Raw genomic sequence first — 26,261 nt, 5'->3', positions numbered from 1 at the left:
CAACAGGCGATATTCCTCCAGGCTCGACAGCAGTTCGGGCAGCAGTCCGACCACCACCGCGCCCAGCAACGGGCCCGCCAGCGAGCCGGCGCCGCCGATGGTGACGGCCAGCACGAACAGGATCGATTGCATGAAGTTGAAGTTGTGCGGCGTGATCATGCCGGCCTGCGGCGCATACAGGCCGCCCGCCAGGCCCACCACCGCCGCCGACACCATGAAGGCCACGGCCTTCACCAGCAAGGGGTTGATGCCGATGGATTCGCTGGCCGTCTCGCTGTCCTTGACCGCGCGCATCGCCGCTCCCCAGCTGCCGCGCGCAAGCAGGGCATAGCCGGCCAGCGCGGCGAACACGGCCACGATCGCGAGCATCGCCACGCCGCGGTCGCCGCCCAGCCCGCCGAGCGCGGGCTGGGCAATGCCCATCAACCCGTTCTGGCCGCCGGTGAGCTCGCCACCCTCGACCAGGGCATGTTCCACGATGAAGCCGAAGGCGATCGTGATCATCGCCAGGTAGGGCCCCTGGACCCGCAGCGCCGGCAGCGCCAGCAGCAGCCCGAATGCGCCCGCCACCAGCGCGGCCGCGGGCCACGCCAGCCAGAAACTCCAGCCCGCCTGGCCGGTCAGGATCGCCACCGTATAGGCGCCGATGGCGTAGAACGCGGCATGGCCGAACGACATCTGGCCGGTCAGGCCCAGCAGCACGTTCAGGCCGATGCCGGCCAGCGCCAGCAGGGCCACGTTGCCGATTACGAAAACATAGTAGCCATTGACATAGGCCGCCAACGCCAGGCTGGCGATGGCCAGCAGGACATAGACAGCCAGCATCGGCCGCAACAGCGCAGATTGCCTGGCCATCAGACTTTCCTCACGGCCGCGCGGCCGAACAATCCGTTGGGCCGCATGGCCAGAATGGCGATGACCAGCGCGAAGCTGATGATCTGGGTGTAGCCGGAACCCAGCGCGACGGTGATCAGCCCTTCGGCCACGCCAAACAGCAGGCCGGCGAGCATGACGCCCCAGGCGCTGGTAATGCCGCCGAGGATGGCGACCACGAAAGCCTTCAGGCCGAACAGCGTCCCCATGTCGGCCTGGACGTTGAACAGCGGCGCGACCAGCGCGCCCGCCACGCCCGCGAACAGGGTCGAGACGGCAAAGGCCGCCATGATGGCGCGCCGCACCGGAATGCCCATCAGCCGCGCGGCGTTCGGGTTCTGCACCACGGCCAGCAGCGCCACGCCCCAGCGTGTGCGGCGCGACAGCGCATGCAGGGCGGCGGCCAATGCCAGTCCCACCAGGGGAATCAGCAATTGCAGCGGATAGACCCCCAGGCCCAGTCCGCCGATTTCCAGCGGCGCTTGCGCCAGCGGGGATGGCAAGCTGCGGGGCTCCTTGCCGAAGGTGAACATCACCAGGTTGTCCAGCACGATGCCAAGGGCCACCGTCGACATCAGCCAGGCGTTCGAGCCGCGGCTGGCGAATGGCCGCACCGCCAGCCGCTCGACCACCAGGCCATACAACGCGCACAAGGCCAGCGCGAGCGGCAGGGCGGCCAGCAGCGGCCAGCCCAGCGTCTGCGCGAAGGTATAGGTCAGCACCGCGCCCAGCATCATGGAGCTGCCCTGGGCGAAATTGACCGTGCCGGACACGGCGTAGGTCAGGTAGAAGCCCAGGGCCATCAGCCCATACATGCTACCCAGCCCCAGGCCGCTGACGATGGCGGACATCCACAGCATGCGTGTCTCCCCGGCGCTTATTGCGCGCCCTTGACGGGCAGGATGCGGTTGTCGACGAAGTGCGTCCACACGTAGTCGTCTTCGCGCAAGGCGTCGTGCGAGGCCGGCGTGAAAGGCTGCTCGTAGGTCTTGATCAGGCCGTCGTACTTGCCGATCTTGTAGAAGCCCTGGCGCACGGCATCGCCGTCGGTGGAGCCGGCCTGCGTGATCGCCAGCGCCGCCAGTTGCATGCCGTCATAGGCATTGGCGACGCCCACCGCCGGGGTGATGTCCTGCGGGCCCTTGATGTCCGAATATTTGGCCTTGAGCGCCTGCATCACTTTCTCGCCCACCGGCCCCTGCTTGCCGAAGAAACTGTAGGTCTGCACGAAGTGCACGTTCTTGGCGTTGGGGCCGGCCAGTTCGGTGAAGCGGCCGCCGGCCGGGCCCCAGTGCGACACCACCGGCACCTTCCAGCCCATGCGGTCCAGCGACTTCACCACCTGCGCCGACGGCCCGACGTTGCCCACCAGGAACAGTGTGTCGGCGCCCGCCGCCTTCAGGCGGCTCAGCTGCGGCGTGATGTCGAGGTCGGCAGGCTGGAATTTCTCGACGCCCGCCGGCGTGATCTTGGCGGCGGCCAACGCGGCATCCAATCCCTTTTCGTTCGATTCGCCCCAGGGGTTGTTCACCAGGATCATGCCCGGCTTGGCGCTCTGGAAGGTCTTGCGGGCGTACTGCACCATGGCGCTGTCGACGATCTCGTCCATGGCCGAGACGCGGAACACGAAGTTGGGGTTGCCCTTGTTGTGCGTGATCGCGGTGCCGGCGGCCCAGGGTCCCATGAAGGGCACTTTTTCCTGGTTGACGATGGGCACGATGGCCATCGACACCGGCGTGTCCAGGCCGCCGAACAGCACGGCGACCTTTTCCTTGTAGATCAGCTCACGCGCCGCGGCCATGCCCTTGGCCGGGTTGCCTTCGTCGTCGCGCCGCACCAGCACGACCTGGCGTCCGTCCAGCAGGCCGCCCCTGGCGTTGATCTCGTCGATGGCGATGGTCATGCCGCGCGTCAAGGCCTCGCCGGCGCGCGCCGATTCCCCCGACAGGGCGGTGATCAGGCCGATCTTGATCGGATCGGCGGCCAGCGCGGGTTGCGCGGCCAGGCCCGCCGCGAACAAGGCGGCGGCGGTGGCGCGGAGCATGAAGGAACGGCGGGTGGGACGCATCGGGGCACTCCTGGAAAAGTGGAATGGATCTTGCATGGGAGAGGTGCTGCTGCCGTTCCCGATGCAAGATCCATGCCACCCGACCCACGGGGGCATGCGCCAGGGGGAAGCCGGTGGTTTGTCGACGTTGGATCCTGTTTTTGTTTTCAAAAATCCAGGGTTTTGTTCACAATCATGCATCAGGATTTGCACCAAAATGAATCCATCCCTGCTTCAAGGCACTAATGCGGGGCTTGCCGCGCCCTGGACGCCCGCGCCGCTGGCCGGCCACGACCGCTTCGCCTACCAGCCCATCACGGAGCGCGCGGACTACGCCTGGCCGAACGGCGCGCGGCTAGCCGTCTACCTGGGGTTCAACATCGAGCATTTCGCTTTTGGCGAGGGGCTGGGCGCCGAGCTGGGCCCGGCCTCGCCGCACCCGGACGTGCTCAATTACGCCTGGCGCGAGTACGGCAACCGGGTCGGCGCGTGGCGCTGCCTGGAACTGTTCGACGCGTTGGGGCTGCCCGCGGGGGCGCTGATCAACACCGCGCTGTATGACCATTGCCCCGAGCTGGTGGATGCCTGCCTGGCGCGTGGCGATGAGCTGATCGGCCACGGTTACAGCAACGCGCATCGGCAGGGAGGGCTGGGCGAGGCCGAGGAAAGGGCGCTGCTGGAACATTGCCGCGACCGCATCGGCCGCCACGCCGGCAGCGCCCCGGCCGGCTGGCTGTCGCCCTGGATCTCGGAGAGCCGCGCCACCCCGGACCTGCTGGCCGAGACCGGCTATCGCTACACCTTGAGCTGGTGCCACGACGACCAGCCCACGCGCATGCGCACGCGCGCCGGCGACCTGTGGGCGATTCCCTACCCGCAGGAGCTGAACGACATTCCCATGATCATGGGCCGCAAGATGGACGCACGCGACTTTGCCGATATGATTCTCGACCAGTTCGAGGAAATGCGGCTCCAGGCGCAGCGCCAGCCTCTGGTGATGGGCATCGCGCTGCATCCTTACATCGTTGGGCAGCCCTATCGCCTGCGGCACCTGCGCCGGGCGCTGGCCCCGCTGGCGGCCGCGCGCGACCGGGGCGAGATCTGGTTTGCCACGCCCGGCCAGATCTGCCGGCACGTCGATGGCCTGTCGCCGGCGCCCGGACTGCCTTCCCGTTGATCGACCCCTTGCCTTCGTTGCCACCGAGTCCGCCATGCCTACCCGCGATCCCGCCAAATCCCGTCCCAAGGCGACGCCTGCGCGCCGCGCCGCCGCCGCCGTGTCCGAACACCTGGAGGACGCGGCCCCCGATGCCGACATGGAGCGCCGCATCTGCGAGGCGGTCTATGAAAGCGTCATGAGCCAGCGGCTGACGCCCGGCACCAAGCTGCCCGAGGCGGCGCTGTGTGACATCTTCGGCGTGTCGCGCTCCGTCGCGCGCAAGGCGCTGCAGCGCCTGGCGCACGAGCACGTGGTCGACCTGCACCACAATCGCGGCGCGGTGGTGGCCGAGCCCACGGCCGAGGACACGCGCCAGATCTTCGAGGCGCGGCGCGCGCTGGAAGCGGCCCTCGTGCCGCTGGCGGCCGCGCGCGCCACCAAGGCCGACTACGCCTCGCTGCGCAAGCAGTTGCGCGATGAGCACGCCTTGCTGCACCGCGCCGGCCAGCCCGCCTGGGCGCGGCAGGCCAGCGCCTTTCATGTGCGCCTGGGCGAGTTGTCCGGCAACGGGATCCTGCACGGCTATCTGGCCGAACTGGTGTCGCGCTGCTCGCTGATCGTGGCTTTGTATGAACCGCCCGGCAACGCGGCCTGCGAGCATGGCGAACACGTGCAGATCGTCGATCTGATGGAACGGGGGCAGGTGGCCGAGGCGGTCAAGATCAACGACAACCATCTCGCGGACCTGGAGCGGCGCATCAGCCTGGAGCGCCCGCAGCCCGCACAAACCCTGGCCCAGATGCTGGGAATGACCTGACATGGACATCGACTTCGATTCAATCACCGAATACCAGCGCTACAAGCTGATGGCCAGCCTGATCGTGCCGCGGCCGATCGCGCTGATCACCACCCTGTCCGAGACCGGCGTGGTCAACGCCGCGCCCTTCAGCATGTTCAACATGCTGGGCGAGGATCCGCCCATCGTCATGGTCAGCATCAACCGGCTCGAGGACGGCAACCTGAAAGACACCGCGCGCAACATCGCCCGGGACCGCGAGTTCGTGGTGCACCTGACCGACGAGGCCATGGCCGAGAAAATGCACCGCTGCGGCGACCGCCTGCCGGCGGACGTCAGCGAGCTGGCGCATGCCGGCCTGGACGCCGCGCCCAGCCAGCGGGTGGCGCCGCCGCGCATCGCGCAGGCGCCGGTGGCGTTCGAATGCACCTTGTTCGAGACCCTGGAAACCGCCAGCCGCCAGATCTTCATCGGCCAGGTGCGCTGGCTGCATGCGCGCGACGGCCTGATCGACACGGACACCTGGCGCGTGCGGCTGCAGGAGTATTTTCCGGTGGGCCGCTTTGGCGCCAGCTTCTACGTCACCACGCGCGACCGCTACGCCATCGGCGACATGCCGGCCAGCACCGCCATCGACGAGATCTGAGCGCTCGCGCAGTGCGCGTCACCACACCGCGGCCTGCGAGCCCGGCGCGCGCAGGTGGCGGGCGAAGCGCTGCGCCAGGAAATCGACGAAGGCCAGCGTCTTGGCCGGCAGGTTCAGGCGCTCCGGGTACAGCACGTGGATGTCGGCCGGCGGCGTCGACCATTCCGTCAGGATCTGCCGCAGGCGGCCGGCCCGCAGGTGGTCGGCGGTCTCCCATTCCGACCGCATGACGATGCCGTGGCCGTCAAGGGCCCATTCCAGCGCGCTCTGGCCGTCGTTGGAACTGACCGGGCCGCGCACCTTCACGGTCTCGGCGCGCTGGCCGGACTCGAGCCGCCAGGTGCCATAGGCGACATCGTTCTCGCGCACCACGATGCAGCGGTGGCGCTGCAGCTCGCCCGGCGCGCGCGGCTCGCCGAAGGTCTCCAGGTAGCGCGGCGAGGCGCACAGCAGGCGCCGGTTGGAGGCGATCTTGCGGGCCGTCAGGCGCGCGTCGGGCAGGTCGCCGAAACGCACCGCCACGTCGAAACCTTCCTCGATCAGGTTCAGGGGCCGGTCGGTCAGGCGCAACTGCACCTCGACTTCGGGGTACTGCCGGGCGAAATCCGAAACGGCCGGGGCCACGTAGGCGCGGCCGAAACCGAAGGTGGCGTTCAGGCGCAGCAGCCCCTGCGGCTGCGCCCGGCTGCTGGAGACCGAGCGCTCCAGCGCCTGCAGGTCCGCCAGGATGCGGCCGCCTTCCGCCAGATACAGCTCGCCTTCCTGCGTGACGCTGACGCGGCGCGTGCTGCGATTGAGCAGGCGCACGCCCAGGCGTTGTTCCAGCTTGGCCAGCCGCGTGCTGACCGCCGGCGGCGTCAGCCCCAGCTCGCGCGCGGCCGCGGACAGGTTGCCGTGCTTGACCAGCAGCGAGAAGAAGGCCAGGTCGGAGAGCGCATCCATGGCGTTATTTATAAATCAGATTTAATAAAGATTTAGGTATTTAGCTAATTATAAGAATGAATTGGACTTATACACTGGGTTGACCGACATCTAGAGCCGCCCGACGCGGCCGTCCACGAGGAGACCCGACCCATGAAGATTCCCCACCTGTTGCGCAGCCTGGGCGTGCTTGCCGTCGCTTCCTGTTGGATGGCGCCGGCCGCCGCGGCCGACGCCTTTCCCCAGCGGCCCGTCGCCCTGATGGTGCCGTTCGCGCCCGGCGGCAGCGTCGACATCGCCGCCCGCCTGATCTCCGACGCCTGGGGCAAGGCCCTGGGCCAGAGCGTGATCGTCGAGAACCGCGCCGGCGCCTCCGGCAACATCGGCATGGCCGCGGTGGCCCGCGCCGAGCCGAACGGCTACACGCTGGCCATCAACACCATGTCGCTGGCGATCAATCCGGCCTTGTTCCGCACCATGCCTTTCGACACGGCGCGCGACCTGCGCTCGGTCGGCACCGTCGGCACGTCGCAGCACGTGCTGACCGTGGCGCCGTCGCTGCCGGTGAACAACGTCAAGGAACTGCTCGACTACATCCGCGCGCGCCCCGCCAATGAACTGAGCTTCGGCTCGGCCGGCACCGGCAGCACCTTCCACATGGCCGCCGAGCTGTTCAAGTCGGTGTCCGGCACGCAGATGCTGCACGTGCCCTACAAGGGCGGCGGCCCGGCCATGGTGGACACCATCAGCGGCCAGGTGCAGATGAGCTTTCCGGTGTTGTCGGCGGCCAAGCCGCAGGTCGATGGCAAGAAGCTCAAGGCGTTGGGCGTGACCGGCACCGCGCGGTCGCCGCTGCTGCCGGACGTGCCCACCATCGCCGAGTCCGGCCTGCCCGGCTACGCCTTCACCACCTGGTTCGTGATCAGCGCGCCCGCCGGCACGCCGCAGGCGGTGGTGGACACGCTCAACGCCAGGTTGGCGCAGGCGCTGCAATCGCCCGAGCTGTCCGAACGCATGCGCCGCGAGGGCTTCGATCCGTTGGTTTCCACGCCCGCCGAGACCGATGCCATGGTCAAGGGCGAGATGACGCGCTGGGCCGGCATCGTCAAGGACGCCGGCATCGAGGCCAACTGAGCGCCGCCGCAGGTTTCATCGCGTCCCCGCGCGGGCGCGTCTTTTTGCAAGGAAGCACCGACATGCCCGGCATGACGCTATACGACAAACTGGTGGCCAGCCATGAGGTGGCCCGCATCGACGACGAGCACATCCTGCTGTACGTCGATCTGCACATCATGAACGAGTACACCAGTCCGCAGGCCTTCAGCGGCCTGGCCGCCCGTGGCCGCGACGTCCTGCGGCCCGGGCAGCAGATGGCGGTGGTGGACCACATCATCCCCACCCACCCTGTGCCGGCCGCGTTGCGCGTGATTCCGGATGACGCTTCCTCGCGCCAGGCCCGCAACCTCAAGCGCAATTGCGACGAACAGCGCATCGCGCTGTTCGACACCACCGACCCGCTGCAGGGCATCGAGCACGTGATCGCGCCCGAGCACGGCATGATCCTGCCGGGCATGGTGGTGCTGTGCGGCGACAGCCACACCACCACCTACGGCGCGCTGGGGGCGCTGGGCTTCGGCATCGGCACCTCGGAAGTCGAACACATCCTGGCGACGCAGACGCTGGTCTACCGGGTCGCGCGCAACATGCGCATCCGCGTCGATGGCCGCCTGGGCGTGGGCGTCTCGGCCAAGGATCTGGTGATCTACGTGGTGCACCGCATCGGCGCGCAGGGCGCGCGCGGCCACGCCGTGGAGTTCTGCGGCAGCGCCATCGACGGCCTCTCGGCGGAGGCGCGCATGACCCTGTGCAACATGACCGTGGAGGCCGGCGCGCGCGCCGCGCTGATCGCGCCGGACGCCACCACCGACGCCTATGTCGCGGCCCGCGCGCGGCACCTGGATGCCGCCGAGCTGGCGCAGGCGCGGGCCTACTGGGCCACGCTGCGCACGGATGCCGACGCCGTGTTCGACGCCGAGCATGTCTTCGACGCGGCGCGGATCGCGCCCTTCGTGACCTGGGGCACCAGCCCCGACCAGGCCATGCCGATCACCGGCACGGTCCCCGATCCCCAGGCCGAGCCGGACGCGCTGGCGCGCCTGGCGCTGGAAAAGGCCGTGGACTACATCGGCCTGCGACCCGGCGCGCCGATCGCCGGCGTGCCGATCGAGCGGGTCTTCATCGGCTCGTGCACAAACGGCCGCATCGAGGACCTGCGCGTGGTGGCCGATATCGTGCGCGGCCGCAGGGTGGCGGATGGCGTGCGCGCCATGGTGGTGCCGGGCTCGGGCGCGGTGCGCGCCCAGGCCGAGGCCGAGGGCATCGCCGCCACGCTGGTCGACGCCGGCTTCGAATGGCGCCAGCCGGGCTGTTCGATGTGCCTGGCCATGAACGACGATGTGCTGCGGCCGGGCGAGCGCTGCGCATCCACCACCAACCGCAACTTCGAGGGCCGCCAGGGCCGCGCCGGACGCACCCATCTGATGAGTCCGGCCATGGCCGCCGCCGCCGCGCTGGCCGGCCGCATCGTCGACGTGCGCGACCTGGAGAACCTGCAATGAACCAGATCATCAGCGGCGTCGCCGCGCCCCTGCCGTACTCCAATCTGGACACCGACCAGATCATGCCCAAGCAGTTCCTGCGCATCATCGACAAGGCCGGGCTGGACCGCGGCCTGCTCTATGACCTGCGCTTCGACGCCGACGGCGCGCCGCGGCCGGACTGCGTGCTGAACCAGCCCGCCTACGCCGGCGCCTCCGTGCTGGTGGCGGGGCCCAATTTCGGCTGCGGCTCCAGCCGCGAACACGCGGTCTGGGGCCTGATGCAGTACGGTATCCGCGCGGTCGTGGCGGCCAGCTTCGGCGAGATTTTCTATTTCAACGCCCTCAACAACGGCCTGCTGCTGGTGAGCCTGCCGCCGGCCGAGGTCGATGCGTTGCTGGCGCGGGTGTCCGATCCCGCCGGCAACCGCGTCGAGATCGACGCGCTGGCGGGCACGGTGCGGGCCGCGGACGGCTGGATCGGGCATTTCGACCTGCCGGCGCGGCACCGCCGCATGTTCTCGCAGGGGCAGGACATGGTGGGCGCCTCGTTACAGCAGTTGCCGGATGTGGAACACTTCGAGGCTGGCCACTGGGCCCGGCATCCCTGGATGAAAGACGTGGCGCGCCGCGTGCGCGACCGGCTCGGCCAATGAACGCCACAGACTGAGAGGCACAGACCGCAATGACCGCTTTCTTCGATCTTCCCGTGCGCCGCCACGAGGTCAATGGCATCCACATCGCCGCCCGCATCGACGGCCAGGGACCACCGCTGCTGCTGCTGCATGGCCATCCGCAGACCCACGCCATCTGGCACCGGGTGTGGCCCGAACTGACGCGCCGCCACACCTGTGTCGCGGCCGACCTGCGCGGCTACGGCGACAGCGACAAGCCCGCCGCGTCGCCCGACCACGCGGCCCATTCCAAGCGCGCCATGGCCGCCGACATGGTGGCGCTGATGCGCGCCCTGGGGCATGAACGCTTCGACGTGCTGGCCCACGACCGCGGCGCCCGCGTCGCGCACCGCCTGGCGCTGGACCATGCCGACGCCGTCGGACGCATGATGCTGCTGGATATCGCGCCGACGCTGGACATGTACGAGAACACCACCCGCGCCTTCGCCCAGGCCTATTACCACTGGTTCTGGCTGATCCAGCCGGCGCCCATGCCCGAGACCATGATCGAGCGCGACCCGGTGTTCTACCTGCGGTCGGTCATGGGCGGCCGCCCCGGCGGCCTGGCGCATTTTTCCGACGAAGCGATGGCCGAGTACGAGCGCACCGCGCGCCTGCCTGGCTGGGCCACCGGCATCTGCGAGGACTACCGCGCCTCGGCCACGCTCGACCTGGAGCACGACCGCCAGGGACGCGCGGCGGGCGAGCGCCTGCGCCTGCCGTTGCGCGTCCTGTGGGGCGAACGCGGCGCGGTGGGGCGCAATTTCGACGTGCTGGGCCTGTGGCGCGCGGTGGCGGACGACGTCTCCGGCGGATCGCTGCCTGGCGCCCACTACCTGGCCGAGGAAACGCCAGACGCCTTGTTGCGCGAGGTGTCCGATTTTTTTGGCTGGGACCGCGGCTAGCCGGCTGTCAATCAAGCCACGGCAGGGGGTAGGGACATCCAAAAAGGGACGCAACCCTGGTGGTAACCTTCGGCCATGAATGCTTCCTTTGCCGATCTGACCGAATTGCCTGAGCCCGAGGACGCGCAACGCGCGTTCCGGACCTCGGATTCCCCCTGCGTTGCCGTTTGTTCCACGCTGTTCGACGACATCTGCAGGGGCTGCGGCCGCACCGCCATGGAAGTGGCCAACTGGGTCTTCATGACCGAAGAGGAAAAGCGCGAGGTCTGGGTCCGCATCAAGGCCCAGGGGTATCCGCGCCGCAACAACTAGCGGCGGCGGCCGGCCGCGGGGGGCGCGGTCTTGAGCATGTCACATGCCGCGGGCTAAATCGCGCTATTGCCCACTTCCGGCCCCATCATGCGCATCGTCCTGGTTACGGATGCCTGGCATCCGCAAGTCAACGGCGTCGTCCGCACCTGGACGACCATGCAGCAGATCCTCACCGAATGGGGCCACGAACTGATCGTGGTGAATCCCCAGGGCAGCCGCACCGTGCCGGCCCCGTCCGAGCCGGACCTGCGCCTGTGCCTGCAGCCCGGGCGGCAACTGCGCCGCATCCTCGGCGACATCGTCCCCGACGCCCTGCACATCGCCACCGAAGGCCCGCTGGGCCTGGCGGCGCGGCGCATGGCGCTGTCGCGCGGCTGGCGCTTCACCACTTCGTTCCACACCATGTTCCCCGACTACCTGCAGGCGCGCATGGGCATTCCCGCCGCGCTGCCGTGGCGCTTCCTGCGCTGGTTCCGCCGGCCGTCGCAATGCGTGCTGGTGCCGACGCCGACGGTGCGCGACATCCTGGTGCGGCGCGAGTTCGCCAACCTGCGCGTCTGGTCGCGCGGGGTCGATCCGCGCAAGTTCCAGCCGACCCCCGGCCAGGCGTTCCAGGACCTGCCGCGGCCGGTCTTCCTGTCGGTCGGCCGCGTGGCGCGCGAGAAGAATCTGGACGCGTTCCTGTCGCTGGACCTGCCCGGCAGCAAGGTGGTGGTCGGCGCCGGTCCCGACGAGGCGCGGCTGAAGAAGCGCTTTCCCGAGGCCGTGTTCCTCGGCATGCAGAACGATGACGCCTTGCCGGCCTTTTACAGCGCGGCCGATGTGTTCGTCTTTCCCAGCCTGACGGATACTTTTGGTCTGGTAATGCTGGAGGCCATGGCCTGCGGCACGCCGGTGGCCGCGTTCCGCAGCGAGGCGCCGCTGGCGGTGGTGGCGCAAGGTGTCACCGGTTTCCTCGACGAGGACCTGGCGCATGCCTGCCGCGCCGCGCTGACGCTGGACCGGCACGCGGTGCGCGAGCATGCGCTGACGCGCAGCTGGGATTCGGTGGCCTCGGACCTGCTGGCGTCGCTGGTGCCGCTGACGCCGGGCGCGGAACTGGCCAAACCGCTGATCCAGGCGGGCTGAGCCGCGTTCAGGGACGGGGCGGCCTGCCGCCGCTCCCGCCCGCCGGGCATTCCCCCAGGCAGGCCAAACCGGTACAATGCTCGGCAATCCTGAGGAGCGCTGCGACGACCCTGCGGTTCCCGTCATGGACCATGCCCTGGCCCATGACCCGCGGAACCCGGTTCGCCAGGCTCAGGAATCCTTGTTCAAACGTCGCGCCATGCGCGGCGTTACAGCAACGGCGCTCACCTTTGTCGCGTATGGCGGAAAAGGCGAGCACTCGATTGTCGTGGTGGTTTCGCGTTGTCCGGCCGTATCGTGCGCCGTTCGTTTTTCACGTGGAGCCTACAACACCATGAACGCTGTAACCGATAAATCCTTCTCCGACTACCTCGTCGCCGACATGTCGCTGGCCGGCTGGGGCCGCCGCGAGCTGGCCATCGCCGAAACCGAAATGCCCGGCCTGATGGCCATCCGCGAAGAGTTCGCCGCCAAGCAGCCGCTCAAGGGCGCCCGCATCGCCGGCAGCCTGCACATGACCATCCAGACCGGCGTCCTGATCGAGACGCTGGTGGCCCTGGGCGCCGAAGTGCGCTGGGCCTCGTGCAACATCTTCTCCACCCAGGACCACGCCGCCGCCGCCATCGCCGCGTCGGGCACGCCGGTCTTCGCCGTCAAGGGCGAAACGCTGGAAGAGTACTGGCAGTACACCCACAAGATCTTCGAATGGCCCAATGGCCAGAACGCCAACATGATCCTCGACGATGGCGGCGACGCCACGTTGATGCTGCACCTGGGCACCAAGGCCGAGAAGGACATCTCGGTGCTGGCCAACCCCGGCAGCGAAGAAGAGCGCGTGCTGTACGCCGCCATCAAGAAAACGCTGGAGCGTGATCCGAAGTGGTACTCGACCCGCCTCGCCCTGATCAAAGGCGTGACCGAGGAAACCACCACCGGCGTGCACCGTCTGTACCAGATGTCGCAGAAGGGCGAGCTGGCCTTCGCCGCCATCAACGTCAACGACTCGGTCACCAAGTCCAAGTTCGACAACCTGTACGGCTGCCGCGAATCGCTGGTCGACGGCATCAAGCGCGCCACTGACGTGATGGTCGCCGGCAAGATCGCCGTGGTCGCCGGCTACGGCGACGTGGGCAAGGGTTGCGCCCAGGCGCTGGTCGCCCTGCGCGCCCAGGTGTGGGTCACCGAAATCGACCCGATCTGCGCCCTGCAGGCCGCCATGGAAGGCTTCAAGGTCGTGACCATGGAAGAAGCCGCCGCCCACGGCGACATCTTCGTCACCGCCACCGGCAACTTCCACGTCATCACGCGTGACCACATGAACGCCATGAAGGACCAGGCGATCGTCTGCAACATCGGCCACTTCGACAACGAAATCGACGTCGCCGGCCTGGCCGACTGCAAGTGGGAAGAGATCAAGCCGCAAGTCGACCACGTCATCTTCCCGGACGGCAAGCGCATCATCCTGCTGGCCCAGGGCCGCCTGGTGAACCTGGGTTGCGCCACCGGCCACCCGTCGTTCGTGATGTCGTCGTCGTTCGCCAACCAGACCATCGCCCAGATCGAGCTGTTCACGCGCAACGAAGCCTACAAGTCGGGCGAAGTCTATGTGCTGCCCAAGCACCTGGACGAGAAGGTCGCGCGCCTGCACCTGAAGAAGCTGGGCGTGAACCTGACCACGCTGCGCAAGGATCAGGCCGACTACATCAGCGTGCCGGTCGAAGGTCCTTACAAGCCGAATCACTACCGCTACTGATGCTTGTAGCAAAATAGGGAAGTACCGCGCCATGTCGGCGCGGGCTTTCCGGTCCGCGGGGGTTCCCCGTTTCGCCTGGCGATGACGGGGCCGCGGAGCGTCAATACTGGAGGTCGAACATGGCATTGATACTCGTCTGGATCCTGAACGCGGTGGCCCTGCTGGTGGTGGCCTACCTGCTGCCCGGCATCACCGTGGCCAGCTTCGGGTCGGCGCTCATCGCCGCGCTGGTGCTGGGTCTGGTCAACATGCTGGTCAAGCCGGTGCTGGTGTTGCTGACGTTGCCCATCACGATCGTCACGCTGGGTCTCTTCCTCATCGTCATCAACGCCTTGTTGTTCTGGTTCGTCGGCTCCGTGCTGAAGGGCTTCCAGGTCAACGGGTTCTGGTGGGCCGTGGGCGGTGCGATCCTGTACAGCATCATTTCGGGCCTGCTGACCAAACTGATCCCCTGAATTCCCACCCCCGAGCGCTACGCGCTCCCCCTCAAGGGGGCGTGCCAGCGGACCGGCAAAGCCGGCTCCGCGACACCCCGAGGGGGGGCGGCGCCTGTTTCATGCGATGCGCGTGGCGCTATGGATAACTGATTCGATATGTCCGACTCGACTTCCCCTGCATTCAGCCTGGAATTCTTCCCGCCGCGCGACCTCGCCGGCCAGGAACGGCTGGTCCGCGCGGCCAAGCAGATGCTGGCGATCCAGCCCAAGTACGTCAGCGTGACCTTCGGCGCGGGCGGTTCCACCCGCGCCGGCACGGCCGATGCCGTGCGCACGCTGCGCAACCTGGGCTGCGATGCGGCGCCGCACCTGTCGTGCGTCGGCGCCTCGCGCCAGGACCTGCGCGAAATCCTGCAGGCCTACAAGAACGAAGGCGTGCGGCGTGTGGTCGCCCTGCGCGGCGACCTGCCTTCGGGCATGGGCGGCGACGCCGGCGAACTGCGCTACGCCAACGAACTGGTTTCCTTCATCCGCGAGGAAACCGGCGACTGGTTCCACATCGAAGTGGCGGCCTATCCCGAAATGCATCCCCAGGCGGCCAGCGTGTCGGCCGACATGGATCGCTTCGTGGCCAAGGTCAAAGCCGGCGCCGATGCCGCCATCACCCAGTACTTCTTCAACGCCGATGCCTACTTCGACTTCGTCGACCGGGCCCAGGCCAAGGGCGTGCGGGTGCCGATCGTGCCGGGCATCATGCCGATCACGAACCACTCCCAGCTGCTGCGCTTCTCGGAAATGTGCGGCGCCGAAGTGCCGCGCTGGATCCGCCTGCGCCTGGCGGAACTGGGCGACGACAAGGCCTCGATCCGCGCTTTCGGCGTGGACGTGATCACCGAGCTGTGCCAGAACCTGCTGGACAACGGCGCGCCGGGCCTGCATTTCTACACGCTCAACCACGCGGAAGCGCCGTTGGCGGTGTGGAAGGAACTGAGCCTGTAATGCTCGCGCCGCGCACCGCGCGGCAACGGCAAGGCCGGCATGCATGCCGGCCTTTTTTTTGATGTCGTCACGGTCGCCCTACGGGGCTGCCGTCAGGCGCGTCCTGCCGCCCCGGCCCATCGGCGAGATCGCGCCATCGCCCGTCGATGGCGCGAGCCCGGCGGGTCAGTCCGCGTACACCCCGGCCTTGCGGATGACCGGGCCCCACTTGTCCACTTCGGACTGCAGCCAGCTCTGCAGCCCCGCGGACGTCTGCTTGGATTCAGGCACGATCTCGGCGCCCAGTTCGGCCATTTTCTGCGTGAATGCCGGGTCTTTCAGCGCCGCGCGCAAGGCCTCGTTGAACTTGGCGATCACCTCGGGCGGCGTGCCCTTGGGGCCGTATACGCCGTGCCAGACCTTGACCTCGAAGCCTTTCAGGCCGTTCTCCTGCAGGGTCGGCGCATCCGGCAAGGTCTTGATGCGGTCCAGCGTGGTGACGCCATAGAGCTTCACACGTTGCGCCTTGATATGCGGAATGGTCTGGGTGGTCTGGTCGCACAGCACATCCACCTGGCCGCCCAGCAGCGCCGTCAGCGCCGGCGCGGTGCCGGCGTACGGAATGGTCGTGAATTGCGTGCCCAGCGCCTCCTGCAGCAGCATGCCGCACAGCTGCGACACCGCGCCCAGCCCGGCGTTGGCCAGGTTGATCTTGTTGCCGTTGGCGCGCGCGTACTTGATGAACTCGACCATGTCGCCCGGCGGCAGGTCCTTGCGGCCCAGCAGCGTCATCGGCACGTCGGCCACCTGGCCGACGTAGGCGAAGTCGGTCAACGGATTGAACGGCAGCTTGCGGTACAGCGCCGGCGCCGTCGCCATGCCATTGTGGTGGATCAGGAAGGTATAGCCGTCGGGCGCGGCGCGCGCCACGTGCGTGGCTGCCAGCGTGCCGCCCGCGCCGGGACGGTTCTCGACGACGATGCTCTGGCCCAGCGTCTTCGACATGGCGGCGCCCAGGCTGCGCGCCACCACGTCGGTGGGACCGCCCGCCGCGAACGGCACGACCAGCGAAATGGGGTGGTTGGGATAGCTGCTCTGGGCCGCGGCGGGACCGCCGGCCAGGCAGCCCAGGGCCAGCAACGGCCCGGCCAGGCGGCGCCAGGCGCGCGGGAAAATAGGGGTCATGTCTCGTCCTTATCGGTGTTATCGCAACCCGCAAGGCAAGGCATGGCGGGCTGGCGCCAGTGTGGCGCGCCAGCCGGAAGATGAGAATTTGCGGTTTTACAAGCCGGGCTTAGGGAAGGGGAAAGCCGGGTTTATACGGTGGGACGGGTCCTGCGCCCTGCAGTGTCATCGGTCGAGGCGGATCAGATCGCAGGCAGGAAGCGTCGCTTCGCGCATCCGCGCATCGAAGTACCGATGAAAGATCGCCCAGTCTTCATACTGGTCCGGGGCCGTTTCGTAGGCATGCAACCTGCCCATCAAGCCGCAGATCCAGTCGGCGCATTGCAGCGTCTGGAACAAATGGCTTTCACCCTGGATCGGAGGCTCGATCATGGCTCTGCATTTCTCGTTCTCGTCTTCGAACATGGCGTGGGTGCAGGCCTCCATATTGCGTTCACGCCAGAGATTGCCGGCCTGCTGTTCATCCAACATCACCAGGAACGTGGCGTTTCGCGCCCTGCAGAAGTGGTCTGCTATGCGTATCAGGCGGAGCAATTGGCGCTTGAACAGATCGGCGGCACGGTGGGCGTGTGCCTCGACCGATTTGCATTCCCCGGCGTAGACGACATAACCCCCCGACTTGCGTATCTGGCTCAGCAATCGCCCCGTCGACACCCGCAATTCTTTGTACCTGCTCACATTCTGGACCGTGTAGAGTTGCGCGCCCTTTTTTTCCCAGCGATGGGCTGGCTGATCCTGCCGGTCCAGTTCGAATCGCAGCAGGCGGCATTTGAGCCTGTAGAAATAGATGGCGAATTCGCGAACCGCGTCGGCCGGCAGCAGGAATCCACCGAAGCCGAACACGGGGCTTGTCTTGTACTGCGCATGGTCGCGGGAAAGAAAAGGGCCGACATGGCCGAATTCATCGAGATAAACAACGTAATGCACGTTCCGAGTCCTTTGGCAGGGTGTCAAAGGCGCTCGCAGAAAACACGAAAGCCCGCAGCAATTGCTTGCATGCGGGCTTCGGAAGGTGGGCATATGAAAATTCACATGCGTTGAAAGAAGTGTAAGCCGGCCCGAGAGCGCCCGCAAGCATCATGGCGGAAAACGTCGATTGCAGGCGGGCATTTTCAAGAATGCAGGACTGGTTCTCGCGCGTCTGGCACGCAGCCGCTATGTCCCCTAGTTCGGCTGATCCTTCCCCGGATCCTCCGCCAGCACCTGCGGCGCGGGATAGACCGCCTGCGGCACGTCCACGGGTTCGGCGCGCAGGGGCTGGTGGACGCGGCTGGCGGGGACCAGCGAGGCGGGGTCCTCGGGGCTGGCCCAGAGCGGGTCGGGGATCTCGGCGAAGACCTGGCGCAGGCGTTCGCCCCAGGTGCCGCGGATCATGCGGAAATACTCGTTGTGCTCGTCGATGCTGGCGAAGTGCGTGACGCGCAGCGCGTTGGTGTCGTACACCAGCAGATCCAGCGGCAGGCCGACCGAGATGTTCGAGCGCAGCGTCGAGTCCATCGAGATCAGCGCGCACTTGGCGGCCTCGTCCAGCGTGGTGTCCGGGCGCAGCACGCGATCCAGGATGGGCTTGCCGTACTTGGCCTCGCCGATCTGGAAGTACGGGCATTCGGAGCCGGCCTCGATGAAGTTGCCGGCCGAATACACCTGGAACAGGCGGCAGCGCTCGGCGCCGATCTGGCCGCCGAAGATCAGGCTGACGTTGAAGTCCACGCCCTGCTCGTGCAGGGCCGCGGCCTCGCGCTGGTAGACCGCGCGCACCGCGGCGCCGACTCGGCGGGTGGCCTCGAACATGTCGGGCGCGTTCCAGACGGTTTCGCCGCCTTCGTCGTGCTGGCGCGCCAGCGCGTTCAGCACGGCCTGGCTGACGGCCAGGTTGCCGGACGTCATCAGCACCATCATGCGCTCGCCCGGACGCTCGAAGACGGTCATCTTGCGGAATACGCTGATCTGGTCGACCCCGGCGTTGGTGCGGGAGTCGGACAGGAACACCAGGCCGGAATCGAGGCGGGCTGCTACGCAGTAGGTCATGATCGGAAAAATAGGAAAACCACGCCGCAATTGTATTGCGGCGCGGCCGGCCGGGGTTTTATTGCTGGGAGGCGGTCTGGACCTGCACGCTGATCTCCATGGATTCGTCGCCGCCGCCGCTGCGCACGCCGCGCACGGGCGAGGCCGAGTCGTAATCGCGTCCCACCGCCAGGCGGCAGTGGCAATCGGACGCGAATTGGCGATTGGTGACGTCCACGCTGGTCCATCCGACGCCCGGCAGCCAGACGTCGGCCCAGGCGTGGCTGGCGGCGTGTTCGGCGGTGGTGTACAGGTAGCCGCTGACGTAGCGGGCCGGCACGCCCAGGCCGCGCACGCAGGCCAGGAACAGGTGAGCATGGTCCTGGCAGACGCCATGGCCCAGCGCCAGCACCTGGCCGGCGGCGGTGGTGACGTCGGTGGTGCCCGGCTCGTAAGCCACCCGGTCGTAGATGGCGCTGGCCAGCGTCAGTACGTCCGCCGGCGCGTTCAGGCCGTCCGGCAGCACGTCGCGGGCGAAGGACAGGATGGTGTCGTCGGCCTGCGTCAGCGGCGTCTGTACGCAATAGGCGTGCACCGGCAGGCGGCTGTCCTCGCCGCCCAGCGCGCCCTGCGCGAGCGAGCCGACCAGCACCTGCCCGACCACGCGCAGTTCGATCTCGGTGTGCGGACGGTTCAGTGTCAGCGTGTGGGTGATGTTGCCGTAGGCGTCCACCTGCTGCTCCAGCGCGCCGGGCGCCTCGATGTGCCAGCGCAGCACGCGCTGGTGCTCGTCGTCGCGCGGGGTCAGCCGCAGGGTCTGGATGCTGTAGGTGACGGGCGCGGTGTAGCGGTAGTGCGTGACGTGCGTGATGATCTGTTTCATGCCTGTCTCCTTTGTCATGCCGACAGCGGCACCAGGAAGTCCTGGCTGATGCGGTTGCCCAGGTCGTTGATGCGGTCCAGGAAGTGTTCCAGGTACTGGTGCAGGCCGTTGTGCAGGATGTCCTCGACGCGGCCGAACTGCAGCTCGGCGCACAGCATGCCGGCGCGCCGCTCGGTCTCGGTCGAGCGCTGGTTCGAGACGCGCGCCAGGTCGTCGGCCACCGCGCGCATCGCCGCCAGCAGCGAACGCGGCATGTCCGGATGCAGGATCAGCAGCTCGGCCACGCGGTCGGGCGTGATCACGTCGCGATAGACCTTGCGGTAGATCTCCAGCCCGGACATCGAACTGAGCAGCGCCGACCAGCGGTAGAACTCGCTTTGCAGCGAGCCGGACGCGCCTTGCTCGCCGCGGCCTTCCTGCTGCTGTTGCGGCGTGCCGTCGCCATCGCGTTCGTGAAACTTCACGTCCAGCATGCGCGCGGTGTTGTCGGCGCGCTCCAGGTGCATGCCGATGCGCAGGAAGTACAGCGCTTCGTCTTCCAGCATGGTGCCGATGGTGACGCCGCGCGCCAGGTGCGAGCGGAACTTGACCCACTCGAAGAACTCGCCCGGGTTGCGTTCCAGCAGCCCGGTGTGCAGGTGCTTGAGCAGCTCCAGCCAGGTGGTGTTGTAGGTCTCCCAGACTTCGGTGGTGAGGCTGCCGCGCACGGCGCGGGCGTTCTCGCGGGCGGCGCGCATGCAGCTGTAGATGGACGAGGGGTTCTCGGCATCGCGCACCATGTACTGCAGCACATCCTGCGGCGACACCACGGCGTGCTTGGCGTGGTACAGCCGCTGCAGCTCGGAGATGCGCAGCACGGCGTTCCACGAGCCTTCGCGCGTCTGTGCGTCCTGTGGCAGCAGCGACATCTGCAGGTTCACGTCCAGCATGCGGGCGGTGTTCTCGGCGCGCTCGGTGTAGCGGCACATCCAGAACAGGTTGTCGGCGGTTCGGCTCAGCATCGTTATTCCTCCAGAACCCAGGTGTCCTTGGTGCCGCCGCCCTGGCTGCTGTTGACCACCAGCGAGCCCTCGGTCAGCGCCACGCGGCACAGGCCGCCCGGCACGGTGCGGATGTCCTTGCCGCACAGCACATAGGGGCGCAGGTCGACGTGGCGCGGCGCCACGCCCGACTCGACGTAGGTCGGCACCGTGGACAGCGCCAGCGTGGGTTGCGCGATGTAGTTGGCGGGGTTGGCGCGCACGCGGTCCTTGAACGCCTCGACCTCGGCGCGGGTGGCCGACGGGCCGACCAGCATGCCGTAGCCGCCGGCGCCGTGCACTTCCTTGACCACCAGGTCATGCATGTTGGCCAGCACGTGCGACAGCTCGTCCGGCCGCCCGCAGCGCCACGTGGGCACGTTCGACAGGATCGGCTCCTCGCCCAGGTAGAAGCGGATCATGTCCGGCACGTAGAGGTAGGTGGACTTGTCGTCGGCAATGCCGGTGCCGATGGCGTTGGCCAGCGTCACGCGGCCGGCGCGGTACACCGACAGCAAGCCCGGCACGCCCAGCGCCGAATCGGCGCGGAACGACAGCGGATCGAGGAAGTCGTCATCCAGCCGGCGGTAGATCACGTCGACCTTGCGCGGTCCCTGCGTGGTGCGCATGTACACCGTGTTCTGTTCGACGAACAGGTCCTGGCCCTCCACCAGCTCCACGCCCATCTGCTGCGCCAGGAAGGCATGCTCGAAGTAGGCCGAGTTGTACATGCCGGGCGTCAGCACCACCACGGTGGGATCGTCGCCGCCATGCGGCGCCACTTCGCGCAGGTTGTCCAGCAGCAGGTCGGGGTAGTGCGCCACCGGCTCGACCTTGATGCGGCTGAACGCGGCGGGCATCAGGCGCATCGACATCTTGCGGTTCTCCAGCATGTACGACACGCCGGACGGCACCCGCAGGTTGTCCTCCAGCACGTAGAACTCGCCGGCGCCGGCGCGCACGATGTCGACGCCGGCGATGTGGCAGTAGATGTCCTCGGCCACATCCACGTCCTGCATCTCGGGGCGGTATTGGGCGTTCAGGAACACCTGCTCGGCCGGCACCACGCCGGCGCGGACGATGTCATGGCCGTGGTAGATGTCGTGGATGAACATGTTCAGCGCCCGCACCCGCTGCTTCAGGCCGGCTTCCAGGCCGCGCCACTCGTCGGCGGGGATGATGCGCGGGATCATGTCGAACGGGATCAGGCGTTCGGTGCCGGCGGCGTCGCCGGCCACCGAAAAGGTGATGCCGACCCGCCGGAAACTCAGGTCGGCCTCCAGGCGGCGCGCCGCCATGGCTTCCGCCGATTGCTCCTGGTGCCAGCGCTCGAAGGCCTGGTAATGGGAGCGTATGCCGCCGGCGCTGTCGCGCATTTCGTCATAGGCGGCGGGACGGGATGGTCTGTCCTTCATGGCTCCTCCGTTGCAGATGCTGACGGCCGGCTTGGGCGCGGCCGTTGTCCGGTCCGTACAGGACCGGTCTGACTGAATAAGCAACCCGCATGCCAGCTTGGGCAGGGGCGCGCGGGGGCCGCCCTGGAGGTAAATATCCTCTCGTCGGCGGCGGATGGCTACCCTCCGGATGAACGGCGGGTTCGATGGCGCAAGCGGGACGGCAGGCCCCGCTTGGGGGTGAATGGCGGCAACGCCGGGGTGAAACGGGTCGGAATCCTGGCGGCGAGGGGTGACGACGGCAGGGCGGACGGGCCGCGCGGGCGACGCGGGGGTCGCCCGCGGGGGACGCCGCGCGAGGCGGCAATCGGCAATATCAGGGGCAGATCATAGGGCTTGCACCGTTTTGGTGCAAGCCCTTGGGCGAGACTGGTGCGTCAGCGCAGGGTGTAGTGGTGCAGCGTGGTGCCGCCCGGGCTCGGTTGCTCGTTGGGCACATGCGGCACCCAGCCGTCCGGAGTGATGACGGCGTCCAGGCGGAAGTCGTGCGCGGCCGGCGCGTAGTCGGCATCCAGCTCGCCGCAGCTCCAGGCCACGCCGATGGCGGTGAAGGCATGGCCGCGGTCGCGCAGCGCCGCCAGGGTGCGGTCGTAGTAGCCGCCGCCATAGCCCAGGCGGTCGGCGGATTCGGTGTAACCCAGCGTGGGCACCAGCAGCACGTCGGGCAGCACTTCGGCGCCGTGCACCGGTTCCTGGATGCCGTAGGGGCCGGCGCGCAGTTCGGCGTCGGGCGTCCAGGGCAGGAAGGCCAGGGGCGCGTTGCGTTCACGCACCACCGGCAACGCCACCGTGACACCGTTTTCCGTCCACTGCTCCAGCAACGGACGCAGGTCGGGCTCGTCTTCCATGGGCCAGAAGGCGGCCACGGTGCGGGGGGCGGGCCGGCCGGCGCGGACGGCTTCGTCGCGGGCCACGTTGAGCCAGGTGAACAGGCGCGCGCGCATCAGCAGGCCGCCGCGGCTGCGCTGGTCTTCGGGCAGTTCGGCACGCAGTTTCCGCAATCGCGTGCGTAGCTGGCTTGCGGTATCCTCTGGAGTATTTTGCGTAGTCATGCGGTAGCTGTAACAGGGGTGAAAAATGAAGGCGACAATGCGGGTCAGCGATAACACGTATAACGGCGCGAACCTGCGCGCGAACCACCGCGTCGGCAACCGCGCCAACGACCGCGCGTATCACCACGCCTGTCTTTGCGCCTATCACTGCGCCGACCCGCAAGCCGCCGCCAAGGTCCGCGCATGAAGGCCGCGCGCAACTCCATGACGGCAGTCCGGGCCCCGCAATCCGGACGGTATCAGAAAACCGGCGGGAAATCCCCGCGCGGCGCCGACGCCCGCGCTGGCCTGCGCCGCTGGCTGCCCTTGCTGGCGCTGTTCACGGCCGCGTGCGCGCCGGTCGACGCCCAGCAGCGCACCGCGGCCGTCAGTCCCCAGCCGCAACCCGCCGCGCAGGCGCCGCAGCCGGCCATCGCCGTGCCGCCGGCCGTGCTGGCGGGCCTGCCGCCCACCGCCGATACGCCGGCGCTGGCCGCGGTGGTGGCCGCGCGCGAAGCGATGAACCGCAAGCAGTGGTCGGTGCTGGGGGCGCTGGTGCCCCAGGCCAAGTCCGACCCGCTCGGCATGTACCCGGAATACTGGCTGTTGCGCTACCAGTTGTGGAGCCCGCCCGCGGGCGGCCGGCCCAACACCGACCTGCAGAAATTCATCAACGGCAACGGCGACGCCTACCTGGCCGACCGCTTGCGCGCCGACTGGCTGCTGGCCGCAGCGCGCAGCGGCGATTTCGACCTGGTGCGCAAACTCGCGCCGGTCAAGAACAGCAACGCCCAGGTCGAGTGCGCCATCCTCAACGCCAAGCACATGACCGGCCAGCGCGCCACGGCCGCGCAGGCCATGGCCGTGTTCGCGCCGGGCGGCGCCTGCTGGACGCTGTACGACCAGCTGGTCGCCGACAACGTCCTGGGCTGGGATCAGCTCGAACCGCAGTTGCGCGACGCCATCGAGGCCAACAAGACCACCGACGCGCGCAAGTTCGTGCAGTACATGTTCGAGCCGCGCGACCAGAAGACCTACGACGTCCTCATCAAGGACCCGATGCGCTGGCTGACGCGGCAGGACCGCCTGCCGGTGGGCCGCAACGAAAAAGAGCTGGTCACCATCGCGCTGGCGCGCCTGGCCCGCTCCGACATCAATGTCGCCGATTCCTACCTGCGGCGCGAATGGGCCAAGTCCATGGCCAAGTCGAACCTGGCCTGGATCCGCGGCCAGTACGCGCTGGTGGCCGCGCTCAACCTGGACAGCCGCGCCGACGACTGGTACCACGAGGCCGGCCACATCCGCATGACGGAATACAACGCCGGCTGGAAGGTGCGGGCCGCGCTGCGCCAGCCCAAGATCGACTGGAAGTGGGTCATCGACTCCATCGACCAGATGCCGGAGGCGCAACGCCAGGATCCGTCCTGGGTCTACTGGAAGGCGCGCGGCATGGCCGCCACCGGCCGCCGCGACCAGGCCAACGCGGCCTACGCGTCCATCGCCGACCGCTTCGACTTCTACGGCCAGCTGTCCGCCGAGGAATTGGGCCGCCGCATCACCGTGCCGCCGCGTCCGGCGCCCATCAGCGATAGCGAGATCGCCGAGGCGCGCGCCAATCCGGGCCTGCGCCGCGCGGTGCAGCTGTTCCGCCTGGGCTGGCGCCAGGAAGCCGTGCCCGAATGGAACTACGCGCTGCGCGGCATGAGCGACCGCCAACTGCTCGCCGCCGCCGAATTGGCGCGCGCCGAGAACATCTACGACCGCGTGGTCAACACGTCCGATCGCACCGAGAAGGAATTCGACTTCAGCCAGCGCTTCATCGCGCCGTTCGAAGGCCGCGTCGCCGCCAAGGCCAACGCCATCGCGCTGGACCCGGCCTGGGTCTACGGCCTGATCCGCCAGGAATCGCGCTTCATCATGGACGCGCGCTCGCACGTCGGCGCCTCCGGTCTGATGCAGCTGATGCCGGCCACGGCCAAGTGGGTCGCGGGCAAGATCGGCATGAGCAACTTCACGCCCGACAGCGTCAACGACTTCGATACCAACACCGAGCTGGGCACCAACTACCTGAACATGGTGCTGCGCGACCTGAACGGCTCGCAGATGCTGGCCAGCGCCGGCTACAACGCCGGACCGCGCCGTCCGCACAACTGGCGCTCCACCTTCAACCATCCGGTCGAAGGCGCGATCTTCGCCGAGACCATCCCGTTCAACGAGACGCGCACCTACGTCAAGAACGTGATGTCCAACTCGGTCTACTACGCCGCCATGTTCAGCGGCCAGTCGCAGTCGCTGAAAGAGCGGCTGGGCAACGTGGTGCCGCTGGGCGCGGAAAGCACCACCCTGCCATGACGGGGGATGCGGCAACAGCGGGCCTGCAGGTCTACATCGTGGGCGGGGCGGTGCGCGATGCGCTGCTCGGCCTGACGCCCGGCGATCACGACTGGGTGGTGGTCGGCGCCACGCCCGAGGACATGGCGCGGCGCGGCTTCATGCCGGTGGGCGGCGATTTCCCGGTGTTCCTGCACCCGGTGACCAAAGAGGAATACGCGCTGGCGCGCACCGAGCGCAAATCGGGCCGCGGCTACAAGGGCTTCACCTTCTACACCGGCGCCGACGTCACGCTTGAAGAAGACCTGCGCCGCCGCGACCTGACCGTCAACGCCATCGCGCAGAAGCAGAACGGCGAGCTGGTCGACCCGCTCGGCGGCGCCGCCGATGTGCGGGCGCATGTGTTCCGCCACGTCGGCGAGGCCTTCGAGGAAGACCCCGTGCGCATCCTGCGCCTGGCCCGCTTCGCCGCGCGCTTCGCCGATTTCAGCGTCGCGCCCGAGACCCTGGCGCTGTGCCGCCGCATGGTCGAGGCCGGCGAGGCCGATGCCCTGGTGGCCGAGCGCGTCTGGAAAGAAGTGTCGCGCGGCCTGATGGCCGCCGCGCCGTCGCGCATGCTGGACGTGCTGCGGCAGTCCGGCGCGCTGCAACGCGTGATGCCTGAATTGCAGGGGTCCGAGGAAACCGGCGGCGATGTCGATCGCGCGGCCGCCCGCAAGCTGTCCTTGCCCGGCCGCTATGCGCTGCTGTGCCGCCTGTCGCCCGAACGGGAAGCCCTGGGCCGGCGCCTGCGCGTGCCGACCGAATGCAACGACTACGCGCGTCTTCTACCCGAGATGTTGACGGGGTTGGCGGCCGCGCAAGCCGCCGGCGCCGATCAGGCCGACGCGCAGCTCGCGCTGATGGAGCGCGTCGATGCGCTGCGCAAGCCCGAACGCTTTTTCGATCTGCTCGAGACGGTGGCGGTGTTGCGGCCGGTGGATATCGACGCCTGGCGCGAACGCGCCGAGGCGGTGCGCGGCGTGGATGCCGGCGCCATCGCCCGGGCCTGCGCCGGCGATCCGGCGCGCATCAAGCAGAGCGTGCGCGAGGCGCGGCTGGAGCGTCTGCGCGCCGCCTGAAGCC

Annotated in this window: 26 protein-coding genes and 1 riboswitch; of the genes, 15 read left to right on the top strand and 11 right to left on the bottom strand. The window is 68.1% G+C overall.

Annotated elements, in window-relative coordinates; translation table 11 throughout:
* The 3 genes from AOZ49_RS04730 to AOZ49_RS04720 form a co-directional block, all read right to left on the bottom strand.
* Positions 1-855, bottom strand: an 855-nt coding sequence (locus AOZ49_RS04730) for a branched-chain amino acid ABC transporter permease (RefSeq protein ID WP_197286701.1), incomplete at its 3' end; no start/stop codon positions are given.
* Positions 855-1,733 (bottom strand): branched-chain amino acid ABC transporter permease, encoded by an 879-nt coding sequence (locus AOZ49_RS04725; RefSeq protein ID WP_054430762.1) that lies wholly within the window; start codon positions 1,731-1,733, stop codon positions 855-857. The genes AOZ49_RS04730 and AOZ49_RS04725, both read right to left, overlap by 1 nt.
* Before the next feature lie 17 nt (positions 1,734-1,750).
* Positions 1,751-2,941 carry an ABC transporter substrate-binding protein gene (locus AOZ49_RS04720; protein ID WP_054430761.1) on the bottom strand — a complete coding sequence of 397 codons (1,191 nt, stop codon included), beginning with the start codon at positions 2,939-2,941 and terminating at the stop codon, positions 1,751-1,753.
* Between the two features lie 196 nt (positions 2,942-3,137).
* Here AOZ49_RS04720 and AOZ49_RS04715 point away from each other — a divergent pair, with 196 nt between their 5' ends.
* From AOZ49_RS04715 to AOZ49_RS04705, 3 genes are read left to right on the top strand one after another with little or no spacing between them, the layout of a single operon-like run.
* Positions 3,138-4,097, top strand: a complete 960-nt coding sequence (locus tag AOZ49_RS04715; protein WP_054474500.1) for a polysaccharide deacetylase family protein — start codon at positions 3,138-3,140, stop codon at positions 4,095-4,097.
* Positions 4,098-4,131: 34 nt separating this feature from the next.
* Positions 4,132-4,896: a GntR family transcriptional regulator gene (locus tag AOZ49_RS04710; RefSeq protein ID WP_054474499.1), complete on the top strand. Its 765-nt coding sequence runs from the start codon at positions 4,132-4,134 to the stop codon at positions 4,894-4,896.
* 1 nt (position 4,897) lies between these two features.
* A complete protein-coding gene (locus AOZ49_RS04705) occupies positions 4,898-5,521 on the top strand; it encodes a flavin reductase family protein (RefSeq protein WP_054430758.1) in 624 nt (207 codons plus the stop codon).
* 18 nt (positions 5,522-5,539) lie between these two features.
* On the opposite strand, the gene AOZ49_RS04700 is transcribed toward AOZ49_RS04705, so the two are convergent.
* Positions 5,540-6,463, bottom strand: a complete 924-nt coding sequence (locus AOZ49_RS04700) for a LysR family transcriptional regulator (RefSeq protein ID WP_054474498.1) — start codon at positions 6,461-6,463, stop codon at positions 5,540-5,542.
* A 132-nt stretch (positions 6,464-6,595) separates the two neighbouring features.
* On the opposite strand from AOZ49_RS04700, the gene AOZ49_RS04695 reads away from it, so the two are divergent.
* The 9 genes from AOZ49_RS04695 (at position 6,596) to metF (ending at position 15,247) form a co-directional block, all read left to right on the top strand.
* Positions 6,596-7,576: a tripartite tricarboxylate transporter substrate binding protein gene (locus AOZ49_RS04695; protein WP_054474497.1), complete on the top strand. Its 981-nt coding sequence runs from the start codon at positions 6,596-6,598 to the stop codon at positions 7,574-7,576.
* 62 nt (positions 7,577-7,638) lie between these two features.
* A complete protein-coding gene (gene leuC / locus AOZ49_RS04690) occupies positions 7,639-9,060 on the top strand; it encodes a 3-isopropylmalate dehydratase large subunit (RefSeq protein WP_054430755.1) in 1,422 nt (473 codons plus the stop codon).
* Positions 9,057-9,695, top strand: a complete 639-nt coding sequence (gene leuD, locus AOZ49_RS04685; RefSeq protein ID WP_054474496.1) for a 3-isopropylmalate dehydratase small subunit — start codon at positions 9,057-9,059, stop codon at positions 9,693-9,695. The genes leuC and leuD overlap by 4 nt, the downstream gene beginning before the upstream one ends.
* Before the next feature lie 29 nt (positions 9,696-9,724).
* Complete coding sequence (locus AOZ49_RS04680) at positions 9,725-10,618, top strand: alpha/beta fold hydrolase (protein ID WP_054430753.1); 894 nt, start codon at positions 9,725-9,727, stop codon at positions 10,616-10,618.
* A 75-nt stretch (positions 10,619-10,693) separates the two neighbouring features.
* The gene (locus AOZ49_RS04675) at positions 10,694-10,930 is read left to right on the top strand and encodes a DUF1289 domain-containing protein (RefSeq protein WP_006391895.1); all 237 of its coding nucleotides are present in this window, start codon (positions 10,694-10,696) and stop codon (positions 10,928-10,930) included.
* A gap of 87 nt (positions 10,931-11,017) precedes the next feature.
* Complete coding sequence (locus AOZ49_RS04670; RefSeq protein ID WP_054474568.1) at positions 11,018-12,058, top strand: glycosyltransferase family 4 protein; 1,041 nt, start codon at positions 11,018-11,020, stop codon at positions 12,056-12,058.
* A gap of 85 nt (positions 12,059-12,143) precedes the next feature.
* A riboswitch (S-adenosyl-L-homocysteine riboswitch) is annotated at positions 12,144-12,291 on the top strand.
* A 101-nt stretch (positions 12,292-12,392) separates the two neighbouring features.
* Complete coding sequence (gene ahcY / locus AOZ49_RS04665) at positions 12,393-13,811, top strand: adenosylhomocysteinase (protein ID WP_054430752.1); 1,419 nt, start codon at positions 12,393-12,395, stop codon at positions 13,809-13,811.
* Positions 13,812-13,930: 119 nt separating this feature from the next.
* Positions 13,931-14,266: a phage holin family protein gene (locus AOZ49_RS04660; protein ID WP_006391891.1), complete on the top strand. Its 336-nt coding sequence runs from the start codon at positions 13,931-13,933 to the stop codon at positions 14,264-14,266.
* Positions 14,267-14,404: 138 nt separating this feature from the next.
* A complete protein-coding gene (metF, locus tag AOZ49_RS04655) occupies positions 14,405-15,247 on the top strand; it encodes a methylenetetrahydrofolate reductase [NAD(P)H] (RefSeq protein WP_054474495.1) in 843 nt (280 codons plus the stop codon).
* 165 nt (positions 15,248-15,412) lie between these two features.
* On the opposite strand, the gene AOZ49_RS04650 is transcribed toward metF, so the two are convergent.
* The 7 genes from AOZ49_RS04650 to AOZ49_RS04620 form a co-directional block, all read right to left on the bottom strand.
* A complete protein-coding gene (locus tag AOZ49_RS04650) occupies positions 15,413-16,411 on the bottom strand; it encodes a tripartite tricarboxylate transporter substrate-binding protein (RefSeq protein ID WP_054474494.1) in 999 nt (332 codons plus the stop codon).
* Positions 16,412-16,576: 165 nt separating this feature from the next.
* Complete coding sequence (locus tag AOZ49_RS04645; protein WP_082380321.1) at positions 16,577-17,338, bottom strand: DUF3800 domain-containing protein; 762 nt, start codon at positions 17,336-17,338, stop codon at positions 16,577-16,579.
* 237 nt (positions 17,339-17,575) lie between these two features.
* Entirely contained in the window at positions 17,576-18,439 is an 864-nt protein-coding gene (locus AOZ49_RS04640; protein ID WP_054430749.1) for a proteasome-type protease, read from the bottom strand.
* A gap of 58 nt (positions 18,440-18,497) precedes the next feature.
* Complete coding sequence (locus AOZ49_RS04635; RefSeq protein WP_054430748.1) at positions 18,498-19,301, bottom strand: transglutaminase family protein; 804 nt, start codon at positions 19,299-19,301, stop codon at positions 18,498-18,500.
* 14 nt (positions 19,302-19,315) lie between these two features.
* Positions 19,316-20,302 (bottom strand): alpha-E domain-containing protein, encoded by a 987-nt coding sequence (locus AOZ49_RS04630; protein ID WP_054474492.1) that lies wholly within the window; start codon positions 20,300-20,302, stop codon positions 19,316-19,318.
* A gap of 2 nt (positions 20,303-20,304) precedes the next feature.
* Positions 20,305-21,735 (bottom strand): circularly permuted type 2 ATP-grasp protein, encoded by a 1,431-nt coding sequence (locus AOZ49_RS04625; protein WP_054430746.1) that lies wholly within the window; start codon positions 21,733-21,735, stop codon positions 20,305-20,307.
* A 416-nt stretch (positions 21,736-22,151) separates the two neighbouring features.
* Complete coding sequence (locus AOZ49_RS04620) at positions 22,152-22,826, bottom strand: 5-formyltetrahydrofolate cyclo-ligase (RefSeq protein WP_054474491.1); 675 nt, start codon at positions 22,824-22,826, stop codon at positions 22,152-22,154.
* A 25-nt stretch (positions 22,827-22,851) separates the two neighbouring features.
* Here AOZ49_RS04620 and AOZ49_RS32345 point away from each other — a divergent pair, with 25 nt between their 5' ends.
* Genes AOZ49_RS32345 through AOZ49_RS04610 form a run of 3 tightly spaced genes read left to right on the top strand, consistent with a single transcriptional unit; the run spans position 22,852 to position 26,257 of the window.
* Entirely contained in the window at positions 22,852-23,013 is a 162-nt protein-coding gene (locus AOZ49_RS32345) for a hypothetical protein (protein WP_156333354.1), read from the top strand.
* Positions 23,014-23,030: 17 nt separating this feature from the next.
* Positions 23,031-25,157: a lytic transglycosylase domain-containing protein gene (locus AOZ49_RS04615; RefSeq protein WP_054431095.1), complete on the top strand. Its 2,127-nt coding sequence runs from the start codon at positions 23,031-23,033 to the stop codon at positions 25,155-25,157.
* Positions 25,154-26,257, top strand: a complete 1,104-nt coding sequence (locus tag AOZ49_RS04610; RefSeq protein WP_054474490.1) for a tRNA CCA-pyrophosphorylase — start codon at positions 25,154-25,156, stop codon at positions 26,255-26,257. Before AOZ49_RS04615 ends, AOZ49_RS04610 begins: the two co-directional genes overlap by 4 nt.
* Positions 26,258-26,261: the final 4 nt, after the last annotated feature.

Source organism: Achromobacter sp. 2789STDY5608615, assembly GCF_001298995.1.
Classification (GTDB): domain Bacteria; phylum Pseudomonadota; class Gammaproteobacteria; order Burkholderiales; family Burkholderiaceae_B; genus Achromobacter; species Achromobacter insuavis.
The sequence above is the reverse complement of the archived record's forward strand: the minus strand, read 5'-3'. Positions and strand labels throughout refer to the sequence as shown.

Coding starts and splice junctions, on each gene's coding strand:
- AOZ49_RS04615 (WP_054431095.1), top strand. CDS start 23,031: ATGACGGCAGTCCGGGCCCCGCAATCCGGACGGTATCAGAAAACCGGC.
- AOZ49_RS04650 (WP_054474494.1), bottom strand. CDS start 16,411: ATGACCCCTATTTTCCCGCGCGCCTGGCGCCGCCTGGCCGGGCCGTTG.
- AOZ49_RS04725 (WP_054430762.1), bottom strand. CDS start 1,733: ATGCTGTGGATGTCCGCCATCGTCAGCGGCCTGGGGCTGGGTAGCATG.
- AOZ49_RS04620 (WP_054474491.1), bottom strand. CDS start 22,826: ATGACTACGCAAAATACTCCAGAGGATACCGCAAGCCAGCTACGCACG.
- AOZ49_RS04640 (WP_054430749.1), bottom strand. CDS start 18,439: ATGACCTACTGCGTAGCAGCCCGCCTCGATTCCGGCCTGGTGTTCCTG.
- AOZ49_RS04680 (WP_054430753.1), top strand. CDS start 9,725: ATGACCGCTTTCTTCGATCTTCCCGTGCGCCGCCACGAGGTCAATGGC.
- AOZ49_RS04610 (WP_054474490.1), top strand. CDS start 25,154: ATGACGGGGGATGCGGCAACAGCGGGCCTGCAGGTCTACATCGTGGGC.
- AOZ49_RS04635 (WP_054430748.1), bottom strand. CDS start 19,301: ATGAAACAGATCATCACGCACGTCACGCACTACCGCTACACCGCGCCC.
- AOZ49_RS04695 (WP_054474497.1), top strand. CDS start 6,596: ATGAAGATTCCCCACCTGTTGCGCAGCCTGGGCGTGCTTGCCGTCGCT.
- AOZ49_RS04675 (WP_006391895.1), top strand. CDS start 10,694: ATGAATGCTTCCTTTGCCGATCTGACCGAATTGCCTGAGCCCGAGGAC.
- AOZ49_RS04710 (WP_054474499.1), top strand. CDS start 4,132: ATGCCTACCCGCGATCCCGCCAAATCCCGTCCCAAGGCGACGCCTGCG.
- metF (WP_054474495.1), top strand. CDS start 14,405: ATGTCCGACTCGACTTCCCCTGCATTCAGCCTGGAATTCTTCCCGCCG.
- AOZ49_RS04630 (WP_054474492.1), bottom strand. CDS start 20,302: ATGCTGAGCCGAACCGCCGACAACCTGTTCTGGATGTGCCGCTACACC.
- AOZ49_RS32345 (WP_156333354.1), top strand. CDS start 22,852: ATGAAGGCGACAATGCGGGTCAGCGATAACACGTATAACGGCGCGAAC.
- AOZ49_RS04720 (WP_054430761.1), bottom strand. CDS start 2,941: ATGCGTCCCACCCGCCGTTCCTTCATGCTCCGCGCCACCGCCGCCGCC.
- AOZ49_RS04660 (WP_006391891.1), top strand. CDS start 13,931: ATGGCATTGATACTCGTCTGGATCCTGAACGCGGTGGCCCTGCTGGTG.
- AOZ49_RS04625 (WP_054430746.1), bottom strand. CDS start 21,735: ATGAAGGACAGACCATCCCGTCCCGCCGCCTATGACGAAATGCGCGAC.
- AOZ49_RS04715 (WP_054474500.1), top strand. CDS start 3,138: ATGAATCCATCCCTGCTTCAAGGCACTAATGCGGGGCTTGCCGCGCCC.
- leuC (WP_054430755.1), top strand. CDS start 7,639: ATGCCCGGCATGACGCTATACGACAAACTGGTGGCCAGCCATGAGGTG.
- ahcY (WP_054430752.1), top strand. CDS start 12,393: ATGAACGCTGTAACCGATAAATCCTTCTCCGACTACCTCGTCGCCGAC.
- AOZ49_RS04705 (WP_054430758.1), top strand. CDS start 4,898: ATGGACATCGACTTCGATTCAATCACCGAATACCAGCGCTACAAGCTG.
- AOZ49_RS04700 (WP_054474498.1), bottom strand. CDS start 6,463: ATGGATGCGCTCTCCGACCTGGCCTTCTTCTCGCTGCTGGTCAAGCAC.
- leuD (WP_054474496.1), top strand. CDS start 9,057: ATGAACCAGATCATCAGCGGCGTCGCCGCGCCCCTGCCGTACTCCAAT.
- AOZ49_RS04670 (WP_054474568.1), top strand. CDS start 11,018: ATGCGCATCGTCCTGGTTACGGATGCCTGGCATCCGCAAGTCAACGGC.